This window comes from Nocardia aurea (genome assembly GCF_003123685.1).
GTDB classification, from domain to species: Bacteria; Actinomycetota; Actinomycetes; order Mycobacteriales; family Mycobacteriaceae; genus Nocardia; species Nocardia aurea.
Genome location: NZ_QCYJ01000130.1, coordinates 381,137 through 402,303 on the forward strand (window position 1 = coordinate 381,137; position 21,167 = coordinate 402,303).

At 67.7% G+C, this 21,167-nt stretch carries 21 protein-coding genes; 11 read left to right on the top strand and 10 right to left on the bottom strand.

The genetic code is table 11. The features are described 5' to 3' along the window. Nucleotides 1-114: 114 nt before the first annotated feature. The 4 genes from DAT37_RS33645 to DAT37_RS33660 all read right to left on the bottom strand — a co-directional run bounded on the left by DAT37_RS33645 (nucleotide 115) and on the right by DAT37_RS33660 (nucleotide 3,184). Complete coding sequence (locus DAT37_RS33645; protein ID WP_157978827.1) at nucleotides 115-1,140, bottom strand: heme-dependent oxidative N-demethylase family protein; 1,026 nt, start codon at nucleotides 1,138-1,140, stop codon at nucleotides 115-117. After that, nucleotides 1,137-2,078, bottom strand: coding sequence for a PDR/VanB family oxidoreductase (locus DAT37_RS33650; protein ID WP_109529140.1), 942 nt, complete (start codon nucleotides 2,076-2,078; stop codon nucleotides 1,137-1,139). The genes DAT37_RS33645 and DAT37_RS33650 overlap by 4 nt, the downstream gene beginning before the upstream one ends. 177 nt (nucleotides 2,079-2,255) lie before the next feature. Next, the gene (locus tag DAT37_RS33655) at nucleotides 2,256-2,789 is read right to left on the bottom strand and encodes a dimethylamine monooxygenase subunit DmmA family protein (RefSeq protein ID WP_109528901.1); all 534 of its coding nucleotides are present in this window, start codon (nucleotides 2,787-2,789) and stop codon (nucleotides 2,256-2,258) included. A gap of 2 nt (nucleotides 2,790-2,791) precedes the next feature. Continuing rightward, complete coding sequence (locus DAT37_RS33660) at nucleotides 2,792-3,184, bottom strand: cupin domain-containing protein (RefSeq protein ID WP_109528902.1); 393 nt, start codon at nucleotides 3,182-3,184, stop codon at nucleotides 2,792-2,794. A gap of 253 nt (nucleotides 3,185-3,437) precedes the next feature. On the opposite strand from DAT37_RS33660, the gene DAT37_RS33665 reads away from it, so the two are divergent. From DAT37_RS33665 to DAT37_RS33690, 6 genes are read left to right on the top strand one after another with little or no spacing between them, the layout of a single operon-like run. After that, nucleotides 3,438-4,628 (top strand): NAD(P)/FAD-dependent oxidoreductase, encoded by a 1,191-nt coding sequence (locus tag DAT37_RS33665; RefSeq protein WP_109528903.1) that lies wholly within the window; start codon nucleotides 3,438-3,440, stop codon nucleotides 4,626-4,628. Between the two features lie 47 nt (nucleotides 4,629-4,675). Continuing rightward, nucleotides 4,676-6,022: a type III glutamate--ammonia ligase gene (gene glnT, locus DAT37_RS33670; RefSeq protein WP_109528904.1), complete on the top strand. Its 1,347-nt coding sequence runs from the start codon at nucleotides 4,676-4,678 to the stop codon at nucleotides 6,020-6,022. A gap of 29 nt (nucleotides 6,023-6,051) precedes the next feature. Beyond that, nucleotides 6,052-6,951: a class II glutamine amidotransferase gene (locus DAT37_RS33675; protein WP_109528905.1), complete on the top strand. Its 900-nt coding sequence runs from the start codon at nucleotides 6,052-6,054 to the stop codon at nucleotides 6,949-6,951. Then, nucleotides 6,936-7,637, top strand: a complete 702-nt coding sequence (locus DAT37_RS33680; RefSeq protein WP_109528906.1) for a GltB/FmdC/FwdC-like GXGXG domain-containing protein — start codon at nucleotides 6,936-6,938, stop codon at nucleotides 7,635-7,637. The genes DAT37_RS33675 and DAT37_RS33680 overlap by 16 nt, the downstream gene beginning before the upstream one ends. Nucleotides 7,638-7,646: 9 nt before the next feature. After that, complete coding sequence (locus DAT37_RS33685) at nucleotides 7,647-8,963, top strand: FMN-binding glutamate synthase family protein (protein ID WP_109528907.1); 1,317 nt, start codon at nucleotides 7,647-7,649, stop codon at nucleotides 8,961-8,963. 33 nt (nucleotides 8,964-8,996) lie between these two features. Next, the gene (locus tag DAT37_RS33690) at nucleotides 8,997-10,232 is read left to right on the top strand and encodes an allantoate amidohydrolase (RefSeq protein ID WP_109528908.1); all 1,236 of its coding nucleotides are present in this window, start codon (nucleotides 8,997-8,999) and stop codon (nucleotides 10,230-10,232) included. A 69-nt stretch (nucleotides 10,233-10,301) separates the two neighbouring features. Here the strand turns inward: DAT37_RS33690 and deoC are convergent, their stop codons facing one another. Continuing rightward, entirely contained in the window at nucleotides 10,302-10,973 is a 672-nt protein-coding gene (gene deoC, locus DAT37_RS33695) for a deoxyribose-phosphate aldolase (protein WP_109528909.1), read from the bottom strand. Between the two features lie 152 nt (nucleotides 10,974-11,125). Here deoC and DAT37_RS33700 point away from each other — a divergent pair, with 152 nt between their 5' ends. Both DAT37_RS33700 and purU read left to right on the top strand, forming a co-directional pair. Next, entirely contained in the window at nucleotides 11,126-11,668 is a 543-nt protein-coding gene (locus DAT37_RS33700; RefSeq protein WP_109529141.1) for a GNAT family N-acetyltransferase, read from the top strand. A 382-nt stretch (nucleotides 11,669-12,050) separates the two neighbouring features. Continuing rightward, complete coding sequence (purU, locus tag DAT37_RS33705; RefSeq protein WP_109529142.1) at nucleotides 12,051-12,932, top strand: formyltetrahydrofolate deformylase; 882 nt, start codon at nucleotides 12,051-12,053, stop codon at nucleotides 12,930-12,932. 24 nt (nucleotides 12,933-12,956) lie between these two features. Here purU and DAT37_RS33710 read toward each other — a convergent pair whose 3' ends face one another. The 5 genes from DAT37_RS33710 to DAT37_RS33730 all read right to left on the bottom strand — a co-directional run bounded on the left by DAT37_RS33710 (nucleotide 12,957) and on the right by DAT37_RS33730 (nucleotide 17,320). Then, entirely contained in the window at nucleotides 12,957-14,000 is a 1,044-nt protein-coding gene (locus DAT37_RS33710) for an alpha/beta fold hydrolase (RefSeq protein WP_109528910.1), read from the bottom strand. A gap of 197 nt (nucleotides 14,001-14,197) precedes the next feature. Beyond that, nucleotides 14,198-14,503 (bottom strand): DUF2516 family protein, encoded by a 306-nt coding sequence (locus DAT37_RS33715; protein ID WP_109528911.1) that lies wholly within the window; start codon nucleotides 14,501-14,503, stop codon nucleotides 14,198-14,200. A 61-nt stretch (nucleotides 14,504-14,564) separates the two neighbouring features. Next, entirely contained in the window at nucleotides 14,565-15,254 is a 690-nt protein-coding gene (locus DAT37_RS33720; RefSeq protein ID WP_109528912.1) for a heparin-binding hemagglutinin, read from the bottom strand. Continuing rightward, nucleotides 15,251-15,751, bottom strand: a complete 501-nt coding sequence (locus DAT37_RS33725; protein WP_109528913.1) for a helix-turn-helix domain-containing protein — start codon at nucleotides 15,749-15,751, stop codon at nucleotides 15,251-15,253. Before DAT37_RS33725 ends, DAT37_RS33720 begins: the two co-directional genes overlap by 4 nt. 177 nt (nucleotides 15,752-15,928) lie before the next feature. Beyond that, complete coding sequence (locus tag DAT37_RS33730) at nucleotides 15,929-17,320, bottom strand: DUF445 domain-containing protein (RefSeq protein WP_408637473.1); 1,392 nt, start codon at nucleotides 17,318-17,320, stop codon at nucleotides 15,929-15,931. A 262-nt stretch (nucleotides 17,321-17,582) separates the two neighbouring features. Between DAT37_RS33730 and DAT37_RS33735 the strand changes: the two genes are divergently transcribed. The 3 genes from DAT37_RS33735 (at nucleotide 17,583) to DAT37_RS33745 (ending at nucleotide 21,164) form a co-directional block, all read left to right on the top strand. Further along, the gene (locus DAT37_RS33735) at nucleotides 17,583-18,287 is read left to right on the top strand and encodes a TetR/AcrR family transcriptional regulator (RefSeq protein WP_109529144.1); all 705 of its coding nucleotides are present in this window, start codon (nucleotides 17,583-17,585) and stop codon (nucleotides 18,285-18,287) included. A 185-nt stretch (nucleotides 18,288-18,472) separates the two neighbouring features. Continuing rightward, nucleotides 18,473-19,876 (top strand): ABC1 kinase family protein, encoded by a 1,404-nt coding sequence (locus DAT37_RS33740; RefSeq protein WP_109528914.1) that lies wholly within the window; start codon nucleotides 18,473-18,475, stop codon nucleotides 19,874-19,876. A gap of 37 nt (nucleotides 19,877-19,913) precedes the next feature. Next, on the top strand, nucleotides 19,914-21,164 hold the full coding sequence (locus DAT37_RS33745) for a saccharopine dehydrogenase family protein (protein WP_109528915.1): 1,251 nt from the start codon (nucleotides 19,914-19,916) through the stop codon (nucleotides 21,162-21,164). Nucleotides 21,165-21,167 lie beyond the last annotated feature (3 nt).

Genomic DNA, 21,167 nt, shown 5'->3' on the forward strand with positions numbered 1-21,167 from the left:
TTCCCTCATCGTTTGTGTCTGCCGTCGCGAATCGTTGTCTCTTGATAGTGAACGGCTGAATACAAGTAAAGAACGCCCCAAGTTGCCGATAGCGGTCAACCGGTGACATTTCTGTTAAGGCCCCGCTGTCCGCGCCGTCCCGAAACCGCCGAATTCGGACAGCCACCGCAGACCCGGACCGCGCGTGCGCGTCAATCCCTTGTAATCGGCCATATCGTCGGGCAATTCGGCCAGTACGGCGTGCAGCCGTTCCCCCCAGTCGGGCACCGTGGCGACGGCGCGGAACGGGAGCAGATAGGTGCGGATCAGGAACATGATCGCGCCCGAATTCGGCAGCCGGATCAGGTGCTGGACCTCGGTGCGGAGGTAGAGCCGGTCGCCGACCTCGGCGAGCGGCCCCTCGGCCAGCGTGCGCCGGTCACGACCCCATTCGGGATAGACCTCGGTGGAGGTGTCGAGTTTGCCGTCGACGGTCAGCGTCCAGTTCGTGCGCCGATAACTCTCCCCCGGGGCCAGCCGCATCAGGAAGTCGTGGGCGCGGGTGATGACGCGCTCCTCGTGAATCCGCGGGACCGGGCCGTGTATCTCGAGGAAACTCATGCCGACGTCGAAGCCGAAGGACCAGTCCGCGGCGAAGGTCACCACCCCCGCGTCGGCGAACAGGGTGCCGTCGCGTTGATCGAGCAGGACCACATCCTCCTGGATCTGCGCGCAGACGAAACTCAGCGGATCGGTGGGTAGCGACGCGGCGTCGCCGAAGACGAAACTCCGGTCTATCCCGAGGTCGGTATTGCGCCAGTGGTAGACCTGTCCGTCGCGGGTCAGACTCATCCGTTCGGGATAGCCCTCGGCCAATCCCCGCAGGATGAACAGCATCGCGTCCCACGCGGCCGCGATCATATGCGGCAGGCAGGCGTGCCTGGTGGGGTCGGCGGCCAGAATCGCGGCGCGCTCGGCGGATTCTGCGGGAAAATGCCTGTCGATATCTATGCACAGTTGTCCCCAGGCGCCCGCGGCGGTCTCCACCCGGCCGCCCGCGGGTTCGACATTGGTGCTGTACCGGTACTGCCGCTCGGGCAAGGGGAACGGATAGCGCGCGATGTCCTCGGCGGTCGTCTCGATTCTCGGGGGTGTGCTCACAGGTCCAACTCCAGATGGGTCGCGGCGGCCCGGGACACGCACGCCATGATGCTGTCGCCGAGATCGCGTTCGTCGTCGGTGAGATAGCTGTCGCGGTGGTCGACGGGGCCGCCGCGCACGGTGAGCCTGCATTCGCCGCAGACGCCGCGCCCGCACAGGCTCGGCACCTGTGCGCCGTGCTCGCGCAGGGCGTCGAGCAGGCTGATATCCGGGGCCACCGCGAGTTCGGTCCCGCTGCGGGCGAGCCGGGCCGTGAACGCCGTGCCGCCGGTGACGGCCCCGGCGGCGAACGGTTCGGAGTGGACGCGCCCCGATGGCCAGCCCGCCGCCGTTGCCGCCGCCGTCACGGCGTCGACCATCGACGCGGGCCCGCAGACGTAGAGGTGGGTGCCGAGCGGACTCCGCGCCAGCGCCGGAGTCACGTTCTCCCAGAACCGCTCCCTGGATTCCGCGACGGTCAGCCGATCACCGCACAGCGCGCTCATCTCGTCCAGATGCGGTGCCGCGCCGGACCGGTGGGCGTACACGACCTCGAAGGAACGCCCCCACAGCACGGCGGCGCGCACATGCGACAGAATCGGCGTGACACCGATACCGCCCGCCAGCAGCAGGTGGTGTCGCGCGGTCGCCACCGGCGCGAATTCACTGCGCGGCGGTGATACGCGGACCGTGTCGCCCACCCGCAATTCGTGCGCCCAACGCGAACCGCCCCGCCCGGCCGGATCGAGCCGCACCGAGATCGAATAGCGCTCTGGTTCGACCGACGGCCCGGTCAACGAATACGAATTCCGTTGTCCCGGAGACCACTCGACCGCGATGTGGCTGCCCGCGGGGAAGGAGGGCAGGGTCGCGCCGCAGGGATCGGACAGGACGATCTCGCGCACGTCGGCGCACAGCATCCGGGTCCGGGCGACGGCGAGTTCCAGTTCATCGAGCATCTCGACCACCACCGATTTCGGCGACGCCCTCGAGTCCATCGACGCTGCCGCGGTACCGAACTCCGCTGTCACACGGTGCGCCGCAGTACACGGCGAGGCCGCCGAACCGCCCGATGCCAGGGCTCCCGACGCCACGCGACCGTGTGCTGTCACCACTCACGACCCCCACGACGCCGCTCATCGCAACTCCTCCACATCCGGGCGATAGCCGAGATAGGCGTGCATGCGCCGGGAGAAGTGGTAGTAGACGACGAGCCGCTGACCACAACCGCCACAGGGGGTTTCATCGCCGATCGGCGCGTCGGTGACCGAGACCGCCCGGCAGTGCGCGCAGAACAACTCGCGCGGTCCGTCGGCCCGGCCGCCAGGCCCCGCCGTGACGATCTCGGCGTCGATCACCCCCGCCGCGCGCAACGCGGCCCGGCACCGCGACAGCCCGGGGTCACCACCGAGCAGCGCGAACCGCCATCCGACCCGCGCCGATGCGAGCACTTCGATCAATGCCTCGGTCCCGGCACTCGCGTCCAGGGCGATCACCGGGATGGGGGCGAGCCGGTCGGCGAATGCGGCGGCGGCAGTGGCGGACTCGCCGTCGGTCGTGACCACGACGTAGTGCGCCGCGTTCGTGTCGATCGGAAGGTCCGCCGCGGTCCGCGCGGTCGATCGCGGAACGTTCGCACCGACCGGTAGCACCACTTCGGAGGTACTCATGGTCAGGGCGCGAACGAGCGATGGCCGACGAAGAAGGCGAGCGCGCGCGACGGCGTGGTGAAGCGGATGCGCGAACCCTTGGGGAAGAAGATCGCGTCCTTCGGGCCCGCGATCTCGACCTGGCCGGTGTCCAGGTTCTCCAGCCGGAACTCGCCCTCGAGCACCACCTTCATCTCGTCGTAGGCGTAGAGGTAGTCCAGCGGCGCGTCGGTGTGCTCCAGTTCGAAATATCCCGACGACATCTCCGAACCGCCCGGGTTGGCGTAGACGTCGTCGATGAATCCCCTGGTCCCCGGATATTCCTCGACCGGCATCTGCGGCAGGGATTTCCAGAAGCCCGAGGTCACCTGGAACGGGGCGACCTCGCTCGGCGCGGCGGAATCGGGTGCGGTCATGCGATCACTCCAAGAATCGTGCTTGTGATGAAACAGAGAGTAACTAGAGGAAACGCTTTCGTGGGTTACGCGCGGATTAATCCACCGCCGAACCGGGGGCGACCACCGGCGTCGCAGCGCCGTTCACCCGACTATGAGCACGCTATTCGCGTCATCGAGCGCTGACAGCGACGTAACAGCGCCGTCACATCGCGCATGTTTCATGAGAAATGACTTTGAATCACCTCATGAAACACCGCAGTGAGGACCGGAAGTGATCGAGACCCACAACTACGTGATCGTCGGCGGCGGACTGGAAGGCCTGGCCATAGCCTGGTCCCTGGCCGACCGGGGCGAGACCGATATCGTCGTCCTGGAACGCGGCACGCTCTGCTCCGGCATGACCGGCAAATCCAGCGGCGTCGTGCGCTGCCACTACGGGTCGCCCTCGCTGGCGGCGATGGCCTGGTACGGCGTCGACATCTTCACGCGGGCCACCGAGATCTTCGGCGACGACATGGGTTTCCAGCAGTGCGGTTACGTCGTCGGAGTGGGCGAGGACAACCTCGGACCACTGCACGCCAATGTGGCGATGATGCGTTCACTCGATATCGACGTACAACTCATCGACCACGACGCCATGGGTTCGCTGTGGCCGGGCATGCACCTCGACGATTTCGCCGCCTTCGCCTACGAACCGCTCGGCGGCCGCGGCGAGGCCTACCTCGCGGGCATGGCCTTTGCCGCCTCGGCGCGGACCCTCGGCGTGCGGATCCGCCAGTCCACACCGGTGCGCGCGCTCCTGCGTCGACCCCGCGACGACGTCTACGGCGTCGCGCTGGCCGACGGGTCGGAAATCCACGCCGGAACCGTCATCCTCGCGGCGGGGCCGTGGACGCCCGCGCTGGCCGCCGGGGTCGGCGTCGATCTCGACATCAAGGCCCAGCGCGCGCAATTGGTACTGGTCGATCAGGGTGAGCCGACACCGGTCGTCCCCGTCCTGTCGGATCTGGCCGGACTGTCCTATCTCTGCCGTGAACCGAACGGCGAACTGCTGTTCGGCAATTCCGATCACAGCGCACCGCGGTACATCGACCCCGACGACTACGTGAACCGCGCCGACGAGAGCACCGTCGACACGGCGATCCGCAAACTCGGACACCGACTACCCGAGATGCCCGATCCCCGCATCACCGGTTCCTACGTCGGCGCCTACGACGTCACCCCCGACTACAACCCGGTGATCGGCCCGGCCCCCGTCGACGGACTCTTCCTCGCGGCGGGATTCTCCGGGCACGGCTTCAAGATCTCACCGGCCGTCGGCAAACTCGTGGCGGATCTGGTCACCGACGGCAAAACCGAACTGCCGAACGTCGATCCCCACGATTTCCGATACTCGCGTTTCGCCGAGAACGATCCGCTGGTCAGCCCGCATCCCTACCTCGGCGCCGGCGAGATGCGATGACACCCCCGACCTCTCCGTCCGCCGTTCGACCACCCCTGGAGCCCGCCATGGCCATCGACACCGCCGTACCCGAAACCGCCACCGCCCCGCATGATCTCGCCGCCATGGCGAAGGCCACCGGAACCCGCTACATCCTCGCGCTGTTCGTCACCCTGTCCGGGAAACCGTGCGCCAAACTGGTGCCGGTCGAGGCGATCGACCAATTGGTTTCCGACGGAGCCGGTTTCGCCGGATACGCGGCGGGCACCATGGGGCAGCAGCCCAAGGATCCGGACCTGATCGCGGTACCCGATCCGACCTCGTTCACCCCGATCCCGTTCGTCCGGCCCGGATTGGCGCTCGTGCACTGCGATCCGCACGTCGAGGGCGAACCGTGGCCGTTCGCCCCGCGCAACATCCTGGCGGGCATGCTGCGCAAGTCGGCGGCGGCCGGGCTCACCGTCAATGTCGGGGCGGAGATCGAATACTTCCTGGTCAACCGCGATCCCGATGGTGCGATCCGCACCGCGGACGCCTCCGACACCAGCAGGCAGCCCTGTTACGACGCCCGTGACGTCACCAGGATGTACGACCATCTCACCGAGATCTCCTCGGCCATGAACAGCCTCGGCTGGGGCAACTACGCCAGCGATCACGAGGACGCCAACGGCCAGTTCGAACAGAACTTCGCCTACGCCGACGCCATGACCACCGCCGATCGGGTCATCACCGCGCGCTACCTGCTCTCGGTGATCGCCGAGAAACGCGGTATGCGAGCCACTTTCATGCCGAAACCGTTCGCCGACCGGACCGGTTCGGGTATGCACCTGCACCTGTCGCTGTGGAATTCCGCGGGCTCGGCCTTCCCCGACCCCGGCGACACCCGAGGACTCGGACTCTCCCCCACCGCCTACTCCTTCATCGCGGGCATTCTCGAGCACGCGTGCGCACTGCAAGCCGTGATCGCGCCGACGGTCAACTCCTACAAGCGCATCGGCGCGACATCGACCAGCAGCGGCGCCACCTGGTCACCGCGCTACGCCACCTACGGCGGGAACGACCGCACCCACTACCTGCGCGTCCCCGATCAGCACCGGGTGGAATTGCGCGGCGGTGACGGTTCGGCCAATCCCTACCTCGCCATCGCGGCCACCGTCGCCGCCGGACTCGACGGCATCGAACGGGCCCTCGATCCCGGCGCGCCCGGCAGCGCGCAACGGCGCGGCGACATGCTCCCGATGACCCTGCTGCACGCGATGGACGCCCTCGAAGCCGATCCGGTTCTCACCGGCGCGCTCGATACCGCGGGCCCCGGCGTCAGCGAGTACTTCACCCGCCTCAAGCGCGACGAGTTCTTCGCCTGGCACAACACGGTCTCCTCCTGGGAGATCGACCAATACCTGACGGCGTTCTGACCACCTCCCCCTTTCCCGAAGGAGTTCCCATGTGCGGAATAGTCGGGCTGCACCTGCGCGACGCCGCGCTGTATCCGCAGCTCGGAGCCCTACTCACCGATATGCTCGACCAACTCTGCGACCGAGGACCGGATTCGGCGGGAATGGCCGTCTACGGCGACCCGATCTGGTCGCCCGCCGGGGAGTCGACCGTCTCGCTGCTCGACGCCGATATCGCCGCCGCCGAACTGGGCGCACTGCTCGAAGCCGATCTCGCCGTCGCGGTGACCGTCATCGACCTGGCGCCGACCACCGTGCTGCACGCCCCCGCCGCCCCCGCCGACCTGGTCGCCGCCGCGCGGCGCAACGCGCCGAACGCCCGCGTCATCGGATTCGGCGAGGAACTGACCGTGGTCAAGGGTGTCGGCAATCCGACCGAACTCGCCCACCGTTTCGGTCTGCCCGCCGCCTCGGGCTGGCAGGGCGTCGCGCACACCAGGATGGCGACCGAATCCGCGGTGACCGCCGCCGGTTCGCACCCGTTCTCGGTGGGCCCGGACCAATGCCTGGTGCACAACGGCTCGTTCTCCAACCACATGAGCGTCAAACACGAACTGGAGCGGCACGGCGTGGTGTTCGACAGCGAGAACGACACCGAGGTCGGGGCGCGTTTCATCGCCGGGCAACTCGCCGACGGCGTCGATCTGGAGAAGGCGCTGCTGCTGCTCAACGAACGGTTCGACGGCTTCTACACCCTGCTCGTGGCCAACAGGGAATCCTTCGCGGTGGTCCGCGACCCGATCGCGTGCAAACCCGCCGTCATCGCCGAAACCCCGCGCTGGGTCGCGATGGCCTCCGAATATCGCGCGCTGGCGAATCTGCCCGGTGTGGCCGACGCCCGAATCTTCGAACCCGAACCGGAAGAGGTGTACGTATGGCACCGGCAGTGACCACCGTGGAAACCGTCCGTCTCGATCTGCGCGAACACAGTGTCCGCGAGGTGAACGCGCTGTTGCACGCCCCCGACGCGCCTCGGCGGGTGACGCTCACCGAGCCGCGCGGCGCGCACGCGCTCGCCTGCGGCCTCGATGACGACCTCGAGGTCGTCATCGAAGGGCACGTCGGCTACTACTGCGCGGGCATGAACCAGCGCGCCGAGGTGACCGTGCGGGGTAACGCCGGGGTCGGCGTCGCGGAGAACATGATGTCGGGCACGGTGCGGATCACCGGCGACGCCTCGCAGTCGGCCGGTGCCACCGCGCACGGCGGACTGCTGGTCGTGGAAGGCAATGCCGCCGCGCGCTGCGGTATTTCGATGAAGGGCGTCGATATCGTCGTCGGGGGCGATATCGGGCATATGAGCGCCTTCATGGGACAGGCGGGCCGACTGGTGGTCTGCGGCGACGCCGGTGAGGCGCTGGGCGATTCGCTCTACGAGGCGCGAATCTACGTGCGCGGCACGGTCGCCTCGCTCGGCGCGGATTGCGTCGCCAAACCCATGCTGGCCGAACATCTCGCCGAACTCGCCCAACTGCTGTCCGACGCCGGATTCGACGCCGACCCCGCCGATTTCACCCGCTACGGCTCGGCCCGCGAACTCTACAACTTCCACGTCGACAATGTCGGCGCCTACTAGGAGGCCACCGTGCACATCACCGATCCCGTGCTCCGCGAATCGGCGACCTTCCCGCGCGGTGTCATCGCCGAGATCCAGCGCGCCGCCGAGACAGGTATCTACGACATCCGCGGCTGGGGCGCCAAACGCGCGCTCCCGCATTTCGACGATCTGCTCTTCCTCGGCGCGTCGATGTCGCGGTATCCCCTGGAGGGGTACCGGGAACGTTGCGACACCGATGTGGTTCTCGGCGATCGGCACGCGAAATTCCCGCTGCGCCTCGATATCCCGATCACCATCGCCGGAATGAGTTTCGGCGCCCTGTCCGGGCAGGCCAAGGAAGCGCTCGGGCGCGGCGCGAGCGAGGTCGGCACCTCGACGACCACCGGCGACGGCGGGATGACCACCGAGGAGCGCGGTCAGTCCAAACATCTGGTCTACCAGTATCTTCCTTCGCGCTACGGCATGAATCCGGACGACCTGCGCAAGGCCGACGCGATCGAGATCGTGCTCGGGCAGGGCGCGAAACCCGGCGGTGGCGGCATGCTGCTCGGGCAGAAGATCACCGAGCGGGTGGCGCGGATGCGTACCCTGCCGCAGGGCGTCGACCAGCGCTCGGCGTGCAGGCATCCGGACTGGACCGGGCCGGACGATCTCGCGATCAAGATCATCGAACTGCGCGAGATCACCGACTGGGAGAAACCGATCTACATCAAGGTCGGCGCGACCCGCACCTACTACGACGTCAAACTGGCCGTGAAGGCGGGCGCCGACGTCGTGGTGGTCGACGGTATGCAGGGCGGGACCGCGGCGACCCAGGACGTCTTCATCGAACACGTCGGCATCCCCACCCTCGCCGCCATCCCGCAGGCCGTGCAGGCATTGCAGGAACTCGGCGTGCACCGCAAGGTGCAACTGATCGTCTCGGGCGGTATCCGCAGCGGCGCCGACGTGGCCAAGGCCATGGCGCTGGGCGCGGACGCGGTCGCCATCGGCACCGCCGCCCTGATCGCACTCGGCGACAACAGCCCCCGCTACGCCGAGCAGTACGCCGCGCTCGGTTCGGCCGCCGGGTTCTACGACGATTTCCAGGAAGGCCGCGACCCCGCCGGTATCACCACCCAGGACCCGGAACTGGCGCGCAACCTGGATCCGGTCGCGGCCGGGCGGCGGCTGGCGAACTACCTGCGGGTGCTCACCATGGAAGCCCAGACCCTGGCCCGCGCCTGCGGGAAATCGCATCTGCGCAATCTCGAACCGGAGGATCTGGTCGCGCTCACGGTCGAGGCGTCGGCCATGGCCAGGGTGCCGCTGGCCGGAACCAACTGGATCCCCGGACGCTACTGAACCGCCGCACCTTCACACGAGTCAGGACACCGCATGACCTTCGACGCCCTGTGGGATTCGATCCTCGACGTCGGCCGCGAGCCCGCTACCGGCGGCTACCGTCGATTCGCCTGGAACGACGCCGATCTGACACTGCGCGAATGGTTCACCGGTTGCGCCGACCAGCGCGGCATGTCCGTCGAGGAGGACCGCAACGGCAACCTGTGGGCCTGGTGGCTGCCGCCGGGCTGGTCGGGAGATCCGAAGTATGCCTTCGTCACCGGGTCGCACCTGGATTCGGTGCCCGACGGCGGCGCCTACGACGGGCCGCTCGGGGTGGTGTCCGCGTTCGCCGCGATCGACGAGGTGCGGGCGCGGGGCATCGTCCCGAATCGACCGGTCGCGGTCGCGGCCTTCTCCGACGAGGAGGGGGCGCGCTTCGGCGTCGCCTGTGTCGGATCGCAACTCAGCACCGGCGCACTGAAACCCGAACGCGCGCTCGGACTGCGGGACGCGGACGGTATCCCGCTCGGCGAGGCCATGGCGAAGGCCGGACGCGATCCCCGGCATCTCGGTGCCGACCCCACACTGACCGACCGCGTCGGCGTCTACGTCGAATTGCACGTCGAACAGGGCCGGGCCCTCGACCTGGTCGACAAGCCGCTGGCCGTCGCCTCCTCCATCTGGCCGCACGGCCGCTGGCTGTTCACCTTCACCGGTGAGGCCAACCACGCCGGGGCGACCCGGCTTGTCGACCGCCGCGATCCGATGCTCGCCTACGCCTCGTCGGTGCACACGGCCCGTCAGGCCGCCGAATTACACGAAGCGGTCGCCACTTTCGGCAAGATCCGGGTACTCCCCAACGGGGCCAACGCGATTCCCTCCGAGGTACTCGCCTGGCTCGACGCCCGCGCCGCCGACGAGGACACCCTGACCGGGCTCGTCGAACGGATCAGTAGCGAAGCGCACAAGCATGCGGCCTGTGACGGGGTGAAACTGCGGATCGAAGCCGAATCCGTTACCCCGATAGTGGAATTCCCGCCCGGACCCCGCGACCGCATCGCCCGCGCGCTCGGCCATCTCGGCGATATCCCGGTCCTGCCGACCGCCGCGGGACACGACGCCGGAATCCTCTCCGCCGTGGTGCCCACCGCCATGCTGTTCGTCCGCAACCCGACCGGCGTCTCGCACTCCCCCGCCGAATTCGCGCTACCGGACGACTGCCGCGCGGGAGCCCGCGCGCTGGCCGACGTGATGGCGGAATGGATCACCGCCGACGAAAACGCCTGATGGCGAGAATCCACGGTCGCAGACGGGTCGAAGCGGCGGCGCACGCTGGAACTCCCGAGGGCAATACGCTCAGGCTTCGGGAAAACCGTCGAGCACCGCGCGCGATTTCGACAGCCCGAGCCGGGTGGCACCAGCGGCGATCAACTCCGCCGCCGCCTCGGCGGTACGGATACCACCACTCGCCTTGACCCCGATCCGTCCGCCGACCGTCTCCGCCATCAGCCGGACCGCGTGCGCGCTCGCACCGCCCGCCGGGTGGAAACCGGTGGAAGTCTTGACGAAATCGGCGCCCGCGCGCTCGGCCGCCCGGCAGACCTGCACGATCGCCTCGTCGGTCAGCGCCGCCGATTCGATGATCACCTTGAGAACAGCGCGATCGGCGACCGCCTCGCGGACGGTCACGATATCGGACAGCACCGCGGAATAGTCCCCGGCGACGGCCGCACCCACGTCGATCACCATATCGACCTCGGCCGCGCCCTGATCCACCGCGAGCCGGGCCTCGGCACCCTTCACCAGTGAATGATGTTTACCGGAAGGGAAACCGGCGACAGTGGCGATCACCACACCTGGCGCGCGCACCGGCAGCATCGACGGTGAGACGCAGATCGCGTACACCCCGAGGGCGCGCGCCTCCGCGACCAGCGCTTCGACGTCGGCGGCGGTCGCCTCGGGGGCGAGCAACGTGTGATCGATGAGGTCCGCCACGTCGGCTCTGGTCAGTGGCGCGGAGTCTGACATGGGGTGAGTCTGGCACACCGGGGGCGAATTCCATTGCGTGCCTCCATCACTTCCCGCACACTCGTAGACGTCGGCGCGCGACGGGCACCGTAGGGCCCGACCTCGCCGGATGGTGTACGCGGATGGTTCGCAGTCGTTCGGGAGGAGACATCGTGCTGATCCGTCGCGAACGCGCCGACGACACCACCGCCATCGCCGCGGTGCATCGCAGCGCGTTCGCCCCGCGCCGAACCGCCGATACCGTCCCCACCGACGATCCGGCCGACGACCCCGACCCACCCGAAGTCGACCTGGTCGAACGGCTACGCGGCGACGCGGGCTGGATCCCGACCCTGTCCCTCGTCGCGGTCGAATTCGACGTCGTCGTCGGCCATGTCTGCCTGACCCGAGCCTCGGTCGGCCCCTACCCCGCCCTCGGGCTCGGCCCGATCGGCGTTCTCGCCGACCACCAGGGCTCCGGCGTCGGCTCCGCCCTTGTGCACGCCGCCCTCGGCGCGGCCGACGCGCTGGACGAACCCCTGGTAGCCCTGCTCGGCAGCCTCGACTACTACCCCCGCTTCGGCTTCGTCCCCGGCGGCCGCGTCGGCATCCACCCCGACGACCCGTCGTGGACCACCCACTTCCAGGTGCGCACCCTCACCGCCTACGAACCCCGGATCACCGGCGAATTCCGCTACGCCGAACCGTTTTACTGAAATTCGGCCGCTGGTGCGGCGGGTTCGCGGCCCGCTATGTCTCGTTGCCGAGCGGTCGAGACTCGCGACTGCGTCGCATGCGCTTCGACCGCTCGGCAACGAGACGGCCGCGAACGGGCGCTCGTCGGGCTCGCGCCGTTGGTGGCGGGTCAGTGCGGGATGTCCGCGTCCGGTGCGCGGCTTATCGAGGATGTGCGGCACTTCCTAGGCGAGTGGGGTCGAACGTGTTGTCGATTACCGGGCTCGCGTTGGGGTGGTCGGGTGTTGTCTGGATGGGGCGTACATCGCCTCGCGATCACGTGATCGCTGCCTGCGATCGCGGGCGGGCGGAGTCGGCTGACCCGCCGCGTCGCTGGTGGGCGCGCATAAATACGATCAGCTCATGAGTTCCGCTTCCTACGACCGCCGCTACGTGCTGACTCTGGGCTGTCCGGACCGTCCCGGCATCATCGCCCGGATCACCTCGTTCATCGCCGAATTCGGCGGGTCCATCGTCGAGGCGGGGTACCACTCCGATGCGGAGACCGGCTGGTTCTTCACCCGCCAGGCCATCGCGGCGTCGACGGTGCCGTTCGAGCTGGACGAACTGCGCGACCGTTTCTCGGGGGTCGCGGCGGATCTGGGGCCGGAGACGGAGTGGCGGGTGCACGATTCGGGGGCGCGCGGTCGCGCGGTGCTGCTGGTCAGCCGGGATGGGCATTGCCTGCACGATCTGCTCGGCCGGGCGGCCGCCGGTGAACTCCCGGCGACGATCGAGGCGGTGATCGGCAACCATCCCGACCTGGCGTCCATGACCGAGGCGCACGGGGTGAAATTCCACTACGTGCCGTTCCCCAAGGATCCGGCCGCGCGTGGTCCGGCTTTCGACGAGGTCAGGGCTCTGGTCGACGCGCACGACCCGCACGCGGTGGTGCTGGCACGGTTCATGCAGGTGCTCCCGGCGGATCTGTGCGAACACTGGGCGGGCCGGGCGATCAATATCCACCACAGCTTCCTGCCGTCGTTCGTCGGCGCGCGGCCGTACCACCAGGCCTTCGTCCGCGGCGTGAAGCTGATCGGCGCGACCTGCCACTACGCGACGGCCGAACTGGACGCGGGGCCGATCATCGAGCAGGACGTCAGCCGTATCGATCACGCCGACGATGTGCGCGACATGGTCCGTCAGGGCCGCGATATCGAACGGGTCGTGCTGGCACGCGGCCTGCGCTGGCATCTGGAGGGACGCGTGCTCGTACACGGCCGCCGGACCGTGGTGTTCTCCTGAGCGGACACCGGTGCAGGCCCGGTTTCAGCCCGCGGCTTCCACGGACCCTTCGTCGGCCGCGACGGCGTCGAGCACCCGAGCCAGTTCTTCGTTGAACCGTTCGAACATCTCGACATTGCCGAGGTGGCCGGTGGCGAGCACCTCGTGCCGCACCAGGCTGCCGACCTCGGTCAGCATCGCGGCGATCCGCTCGGCGTGGACCGGCGGTGTCATGAAATCGTCGGATCCGGACAGGATGGTGGTCGGAACCACCAGATTCCTCGCCGCTTCGCCCAGATCCATATCCGCGAGCAGCAATCCGAAGCGCGCGCGCACCGAGGCCCGGCACGAGCGGACGACGGCCATGCTGTAGTCGATCAGCTCGCGACGCGCCGCCAGACTCATGATCTGGCGGGCGAAAAGCCATTTCACCGGGGGCAGCGGCGGGAAGACGATCGGCATGCCCAACCCGTACCTGCCCAGGACCAGCGGCAGTGCGATCGTCCGGCGCAGACGTACCCGCGGGCGGTTGAAGAACGGGACGACGAAGGTCTCCCCGACGAGCAACCCCGGCGCGGTATTCGTCAACAGCGCCGCGGCGGCGCGCTGGGCCACCTGTTCCGGATAGCGGCCCGCCCATGCTTGCAGGGTCATGCCGCCGAGGCTGTGGCCGACGAGGACGGCGCGTTCACCCCGGGCGAGAGTGGCGTCCAAGACCGCGACCAGGTCGTCGGCGAGCAGATCCATGGTCAGGTCGGCGGTGCCGAGTTCGCTCTCGCCGTGTCCGCGCTGGTCGTAGGCGATGACGCGGTATTCGTCGGCGAAGGCGTTGATCTGGGCGTTCCAGTATTCGATCGCGCAGGTCCAGCCGTGCACGAGCACGATCGCGGGCGCACCGGCGGGTCCGTAGACGTGAACCCGCAGTCGCGCGCCGTCGACGGCGGTCACGGTGCGGACCTCGCGCGGCGCGGTGGGCGGGTTGACGGCGGTGATCGCATAGGTGCGCGACCTCAGGTCGGCACGGTGTACGTCGAGCAGCCCCCGGACTTTCCCCGGCAGGTCCACCTTCTCGAGCGGCAAGGCGCGCATCGGACACTCCTTTGTGTTACTTCTCGATACAGTAACCCCGATTCACGTCTGTCCGCCAGTCCGCACCCTCGGATCACGCGCCGCCACCGCCCCGCCGACACGGCAACCCTCCGGATACGACAAAGGCCGAGTCCGGGCGTTCCCGGAAACTCGGCCTGTGTTCACATATCGCCCCGCGCCGGGGCGTTATCGGCTTTCTACCAGCGGGGACCGCGCTGAATCTCGTCCACCTTCGGCCGGACATCGGCCAGATAGACGCCCGTCGCGATGATCGCGATGAACGACAGCAGACCCAATCCGGCGGGGAAGAGCAGCAGGAGCAACAGCGCCACGCCCAGGATCGCGAGCCAGATCGTCTTGGTCTGCTTGTCCACGGCGGTGAACGCGTCCGGCCGTTGGCGCACGGCGTGAATCAACGCGAAGATCGTCGCCCCCAGCGCCGCGAGCCAGAGCACGAGCATGATGAGTCCGGTCAACCCGTTCACGGTGTTCACATCACCCATCATACGAGCGCGGCCCCCGCACACCGAGGTGTGCGGGGGCCGCGCCCGGCTGGACGGACGCTCAGACGGTCTTCGGCGCGGCGGCCTTCTTGGAGGCGGCCTTCTTCGCCGGAGCCTTCTTCGGCGGCGCGGGCTCGGCCGGGAAGAGTTCCTCGGCCGGTTCGGCCTCGGTGGAGATGGCGACGATCTCGGCCTCGACGACCGCGTCCGCGACCGGCTCGGGAACCGGCGCGACCGCAGGCTCGACGACCTCGGACCCGTCCTTGGCCGGACGGCCGAGCAGGCCGTTCACCCGGTCGAGGACATCCTCGGCACGCACGGCCGCGTCCTTGTAGAGACCTTCGACGCGCTCGATCTGATCCTCGACGAGGTGGTTGGCGCGCAACCGGTCGACGGTTTCCTCACCGCGGACGGCGAGATCGGCGTAGACGTCGAGCACCTGGCGGTAGTACTTCTCGGCGAGGGTGCGCAGTTCCTCGGGGGTGAACTTCTCACGCAGTTCGGCGAGATCCTCGGGCAGCTCGGAGGGCAGCCCGGACAGCCGCTCGCGCAGCGTCTCGAACTGGGCCTGCACATCGGCGGGCACATTGGCGAAGCGCTCGCGCGCCCCCTCCACCCGGCCGCTGACATCGGTCGTGGTCGCGCGTTCACGCACCTGGGTGACGACATCGAGCGCGCGAGCGTAGACGGCGTCCCCGGCGCCGACCGCGGCGAACAGGGGCTTGGTGACGGTGGCGTTCTTTTCGGTCATTCTTCGTTCTCCTGGCGTGGCGGAGTGTCGGTTGTCGTGCGCGGAACGTCGCTGTCCCACTCCCCCCCGGGCTCGTTCCCTCCGTTTTCGCGGCGAAACGACTCGTATATCTCCAGCAGTACTTGCTTCTGCCGTTCGCTGACCGACGTATCGGCGAGCAGGGCATCCCGAACCGGGCTGTGCGGCCGCTGCTCCAAATAGCCGGCCTTGACGTACAACACCTCCGAGGACACCCGCAACGCCTTGGCGATCTGCGCGAGCACTTCGGCGGAGGGATTGCGCAATCCGCGCTCGATCTGGCTGAGATACGGATTGCTCACCCCCGCCAATGCGGCGAGCTGACGCAGCGAGACTTGCGCGGCTTCTCGCTGTGACCTGATGAAACCACCGATATCGTGCGCCGCGCTGGCAACACGCCCCCCTCGTTCTCCGACTTCGTCCGAATATCCTTGGCGATTGTCGGTGTACTCGGCGGAAACCTCGGGCTGGTCAGCCATCACTCACCTTCTGGCGGTTGTACGGGTTCAATACTAGGGCAGGGTGCTAGCTGTTGCAAGCAGCTTGCTAGCACTCTTTCAGCAAACATGTAGCGTTCTATGTCAGAGACCGACATAAATGCCACTACGTGGGGAAACGATGACCGGTCGCTAAACCGGACACCATTGTCGAGTTATTCAGCCGTGGAACAGCAACTCCGAAACCGAATAGATCGCCAGTCCGGCGAGCGAACCGACCACCGTTCCGTTGATACGAATGAATTGCAGATCACGCCCGACCTGCAATTCGATCTTCTTACTCGCCTCCTCGGCATCCCACTTGGCCACCGTATCGGTGACGAGAGTGGTGATCTCCGCAGCGTAGTTCCCCACGAGATACCGTGCGCCACGGTCGATCCAGTCGTCGACCTTGGTCCGCATCTCGTCGTCGTCGCGAAGCCGTTCACCGAGTTGACGCACGTTCTCGGCCACCTTGCGGCGCAGCGTACTGTTCGGATCGTCGGCCGACTCCAGAATCAGCCGCTTGGCCGCCCGCCATGTGGCCTCGGCCATACCGGTGATCTCCTCGCGGCCCATCACCTGGGCTTTGATCCGCTCGGCCTTCTTGATCATGGCGTCGTCGTATTGCAGATCGTGGGCGAATTCCTCCAGGAAACGGTTCGCCGCCAGCCGCACCTCGTGCTCCGGATTCGACCGCACCTTCCAGGTGAACTCCACGAGTTCGCGATAGATCTTTTCCGAAAGCAGGATATTCGCGAATTTCGGCGCCCATTGCGGCGCGTCGCGCAGCACGATCCGGTCGATCGTCTCCTGGCTGCCGAGCGCCCATTGGTGCGCCCGTTCGGCGAGCATATCCAGCAGCGCCAGCTGGCGATTGTCCGCTAGCAGTTCTGCTAGCACCCGGCCGATCGGCGGCCCCCACAGCGGCTCGGCGATCCGCTTGACGATGGTGTTGTCGATGATCTGCTCGACGTCCTCGTCGCGCAGCACCCCGACGACCGCGCGCAACAGCGTCGAACTCTCCTGCGCCACCCTGGCCGCGTGCCCCGGATCCGCCATCCAGCGGCCTACCCGTAGCGAGACCTGCGCCGAGGCGACCTTGGCCGACACCACGTCGGGCGCCAGGAAGTTGGTCCCGACGAAACTGCCCAGACTCGCGCCGAGCTGATCCTTCTTCTTGCGGATGATCGCGGTATGCGGGATCGGTAGGCCGAGCGGATGCCGGAACAGCGCCGTCACCGCGAACCAGTCCGCGAGCGCGCCGACCATGCCCGCCTCCGAGGCCGCGCGTAGATAGCCGACCCAGTCGCCGCCCTGACCTCGCGATTCGAGCCAACGGCAGAACAGGTAGACCAGGCTCGCGAAAACCAACAGTCCGGTGGCCAGCGCCTTCATCCGGAACAGATCCCGCCGCTTGCTCTCCTCGTCGACAAAGAAACCGTTCGGGCCCGCGGGGGTGGGCGCGCCGAGCGACGCGGGCGCGGACCGGGCGCCCCCGCCGAGTTCGCGCCGGGACGTCGCCTGCTGCCCCGTCGCAGGCGCCGCTGTGTTGCCGGGAGCATTCTCCATGCTGTCCATTCTGCTGTGCCGCGAGGATATGCCCGGATCGCGCGCTCGTCGCCGGCCGCGCGAATGTGGTTCCTACCGCATCGGCGACCCAAACGCGACAGTGCGAGGTGGGCTGCACTTAAGCTGGAAGGACATCACCCGTCCACTAACGAGGGAGCCCACGCTGTCCACCGAAGACCTTGCGGCACGAATCGGCCCGGAGGCGGTAGCGGAGCGTGACCAGCTGGAACCCCGCGAACACCGCGTCGCGAACACCGTCGACATCGACGAACGACCGGCGGCGGTCCGGGGCGGCCGAACCGACGGCCGCAAACGCCGGTGGCGTCAGCACAAGATCGATCGGCGCGAGGAACTCGTCGACGGCACCCTCGCCGCGATTCGCAAGCGCGGCTCGAACGCGGGCATGGACGAGATCGCCGCCGAGATCGGCGTCTCCAAAACCGTCCTGTACCGGTACTTCTCCGATAAGAACGACCTGATCCGCGCGACCATGCAGCGCTTCATCGAGCTCACGCTGATGCCGAGGGTGTACGAGGCGATCAGCCTGGACGCCGCCGAATACCAGCTGGTCCGCTCGGCCATGGCGGCCTACGTCGGCACGGTCGACGAGGACCCCGAGGTCTACCGCTTCATCATGGGCAACGGGTCGGGGCAGTCCTCGCTGGCCGAGTTCGAGAAGCTGTTCGCCGAGGTCGTCTCCACTGTGATCGTCGACAAGGGCCGCGAACGCGGTGCGAAGACCGAGGGCGCGATGCTCTGGTCCTACGTGCTGGTGGGCGGCATCCAGCTGGCCACCCACTGGTGGACCACGGACAAGACGATGTCGCGCGAGGAAGTCATCGACTACCTGACCATGATGGCCTGGAGCGCCATCGAGGGCATGATGCGCGCGGGCGGCTCCCGGGAGATCTTCAACGCCCAGACCCACGTGCTGCCCGATCTGAACGCCGACGGAACCCTCGCCTGACCGTTCCGTTCTCGTCGTCGCGCGCGCCGTCGTCGCGCGAATGTGACGGCCGACTCGACGCCCCGGTGGCGTTGTTAGTCTGAAACCGTGCGGTGCCGCCCGGCGGGTGGCTACCGCCCGCAACGTGGTCTGGCACGCACGCGCCGGACCCGTGGCACCGACGCGGCACCAATGGAGGTACCCCGATGGCGAAGCAGGTTCCGACGTCTCGGCTTGCTCGTGGCACCAAGCTGGGCGTCGTCGCCGCCGGTTCGGTGCTCCGGACCCAACGGACCAGGCTGACCATGCGCGGCAGGTCGGAGGCGGTGCGCGCGCGGATGGCGGAGGAGTCCATGCTCCGCACCACCGAACAGGTGGTCATGGTGCTCGGCACCATGAAGGGCGTCGCCATGAAACTGGGGCAGATGATGTCTGTGCTCGATCTGGATCTGGTGCCCGAATCCCATCGCGAACGTTTCCAGAAGCGACTGGCCGTGCTGCGCAATGCCGCGCCGACGGTGTCGTTCGAATCCATGCGCCGGGTGATCGAGGAGGATTTCGACAAACCCCTCGACGAGATCTTCGCCGAATTCGAACCCGAGCCGATCGCCGCCGCCTCGATCGGTCAGGTCTACCGGGCCCGGCTGCACGACGGCCGGGTCGTCGCGGTGAAGGTCCAATATCCCGGCATCGACGCGGCGGTACGCGCGGATCTGAAGAACCTCAACATGTTTCGCAAAGTCCTCCAGTCGGCGATGCCCTGGGTGACACCGGCCGTACTGGACGAACTGCGGCTGAACATGGAGAGCGAACTCGATTACCACGCCGAGGCCGCCACCCAGTCGCAGATCGCCGAACTCTACGCGGGCCATCCGTTCATCGCGGTGCCGCGCTCGCTGCCCGAACTGTCGACCACCAGGGTGCTGGTGAGCGAGTACCTGCCGGGCAAGGGTTTCGAGGAGATCCGGCAGTTGCCACGGGCCGAACGCGATCGGGTCGGCGAGATCATCTACCGGTTCTATGTCGGGTCGCTGTTCACCTTTCACGAGTTCTGCGGCGATCCGCATCCGGGCAATGTGCTGCTGGCTGAGGACGGCAGGGTCGGCTTCCTGGATTTCGGCCTGTTCAACCGGATGGACGCCGAGCACGTGCGTTTCGAGAAGATCTGCCTGCGCGCGGCGGCGGAGGATCGCGCGGAAGACCTGCGGGAGTTGATGATCCAGCGCGGTGTCATCGACTCACCCGAGGAGATCGGCGCGGAGGAATGTCTCGAATACGTGCTGTCCGCCTCGGAATGGTGTCTGATCGACGAGGAACTGACCATCACCCCCGAACTGGCCAGCGGCGCGTTCCTGCTCGCGGTCGATCCGAGGGCGAGTGAATTCGCGGGGATGAAGCAGCAGAATCTGCCGCCCGAGCACCTGTTCTCGCGACGGGCCGATTTCCTCACCTTCGGCATGCTCGGCCAGCTCGACGTCACCGCGAACTGGCACCGCATCGCGCGCGAATGGATCTACGACGAACCGCCGGTGACCGAACTCGGCACCACCCATCACCGATGGCTCGCCGGTCAACGGGACGGCACGCGCGGCGTTCCCATCGAATCCTGAACGCGGCGAGCTCAATTCGACGAACGGAAGATATCTGATGGCAAACGATCGAGAATTCGACCTCATCCTGTTCGGCGCGACCGGATTCGTCGGCAAACTCACCGCGCGGTACCTGCTCGGAGCCGCGCCCGTCGACGCCCGTATCGCCCTGGCCGGGCGTTCGCTCGACAAACTGACCTCGGTCCGTGCCGAACTCGGCCCCGACGCCGCGAATTGGGCACTGGTGGTGGCGGATTCGACCGATCAGGGCGCGCTGAACGAATTGGCGGCACGGACGAAGGTCGTCGTCACCACGGTCGGGCCGTACCTGCGCTACGGACTGCCCCTCGTCGCCGCGTGCGCCGAGGCGGGCACCCATTACGCCGACCTCACCGGTGAGCCGCTGTTCATCCGCGAAGCCATCGACGGCTACCACGACCGCGCGGTGGAAACCGGTGCGAAGATCGTGAATTCCTGCGGTTTCGACTCGGTTCCGTCCGATCTGAGCGTCTACCAGCTGTACCGTCGCTCGGTCGAGGACAACACCGGCGAACTCACCGACACCACACTGATCGCCGCGTTCAAGGGCGGGGTCAGCGGCGGCACGATCGATTCCGGGCGCGCCATGATGGAGGCGGTCGCCGCCGATTCGTCCAAGGGCAAGGTGCTCGCACACCCGTATTCGCTGAGCCCGGACAAGTCGATGGATCCCGATGTCGGCCGCCAATCCGATCAGGCGTGGCAGCGGGCGAGCGATATCGACCCGAGCCTGAACGGCTGGGTGAGCACCTTCGTGATGGCCTCGCACAACACCAAGATCGTGCGCCGGACCAACGGCCTGCTCGGCTGGGTCTACGGCAAGAACTTCCGCTACCGCGAGGTCATGAACGCGGGCAGATCCGCCGCCGCGCCGCTGGTCGCCGCCGGGATCGCGGGCGGTGTGGTGGCCGCGATGGCCACGGGCGCGCTGTTGTCACGCGTCTCGGCCGGACGCAAACTGCTCGACCGGGTGCTGCCCAAGCCGGGCACCGGCCCGAGCGAGGAGGCCAGGGCGAGCGGGTGGTTCACCATGAAGACCTACGCGAGTACGACATCCGGCGCGAAATATGTCGCGACCTTCGCCGCCCAGGGTGATCCCGGCTACCAGGCGACGGCGGTACTGCTCGGCGAGAGCGGGCTCTCGCTGGCCTTCGATACCGCCGAACAGCCCGAACTCGCGGGCATCCTCACCCCGGCCTCGGCCATGGGCGACGCGCTCACCAGCCGCCTGCGCGCGGCGGGCATGACCATCGGCGTCGAACGAGGCTGAGGT

Bases quoted from the DNA above. Each gene is read 5' to 3' on its own strand.
- DAT37_RS33650 (WP_109529140.1), bottom strand. From the start codon at position 2,078: ATGCTCGATGAACTGGAACTCGCCGTCGCCCGGACCCGGATGCTGTGC.
- DAT37_RS33655 (WP_109528901.1), bottom strand. From the start codon at position 2,789: ATGAGTACCTCCGAAGTGGTGCTACCGGTCGGTGCGAACGTTCCGCGA.
- DAT37_RS33660 (WP_109528902.1), bottom strand. From the start codon at position 3,184: ATGACCGCACCCGATTCCGCCGCGCCGAGCGAGGTCGCCCCGTTCCAG.
- glnT (WP_109528904.1), top strand. From the start codon at position 4,676: ATGGCCATCGACACCGCCGTACCCGAAACCGCCACCGCCCCGCATGAT.
- DAT37_RS33675 (WP_109528905.1), top strand. From the start codon at position 6,052: ATGTGCGGAATAGTCGGGCTGCACCTGCGCGACGCCGCGCTGTATCCG.
- DAT37_RS33680 (WP_109528906.1), top strand. From the start codon at position 6,936: ATGGCACCGGCAGTGACCACCGTGGAAACCGTCCGTCTCGATCTGCGC.
- DAT37_RS33690 (WP_109528908.1), top strand. From the start codon at position 8,997: ATGACCTTCGACGCCCTGTGGGATTCGATCCTCGACGTCGGCCGCGAG.
- deoC (WP_109528909.1), bottom strand. From the start codon at position 10,973: ATGTCAGACTCCGCGCCACTGACCAGAGCCGACGTGGCGGACCTCATC.
- purU (WP_109529142.1), top strand. From the start codon at position 12,051: ATGAGTTCCGCTTCCTACGACCGCCGCTACGTGCTGACTCTGGGCTGT.
- DAT37_RS33710 (WP_109528910.1), bottom strand. From the start codon at position 14,000: ATGCGCGCCTTGCCGCTCGAGAAGGTGGACCTGCCGGGGAAAGTCCGG.
- DAT37_RS33715 (WP_109528911.1), bottom strand. From the start codon at position 14,503: ATGGGTGATGTGAACACCGTGAACGGGTTGACCGGACTCATCATGCTC.
- DAT37_RS33720 (WP_109528912.1), bottom strand. From the start codon at position 15,254: ATGACCGAAAAGAACGCCACCGTCACCAAGCCCCTGTTCGCCGCGGTC.
- DAT37_RS33725 (WP_109528913.1), bottom strand. From the start codon at position 15,751: ATGGCTGACCAGCCCGAGGTTTCCGCCGAGTACACCGACAATCGCCAA.
- DAT37_RS33730 (WP_408637473.1), bottom strand. From the start codon at position 17,320: ATGGAGAATGCTCCCGGCAACACAGCGGCGCCTGCGACGGGGCAGCAG.
- DAT37_RS33740 (WP_109528914.1), top strand. From the start codon at position 18,473: ATGGCGAAGCAGGTTCCGACGTCTCGGCTTGCTCGTGGCACCAAGCTG.
- DAT37_RS33745 (WP_109528915.1), top strand. From the start codon at position 19,914: ATGGCAAACGATCGAGAATTCGACCTCATCCTGTTCGGCGCGACCGGA.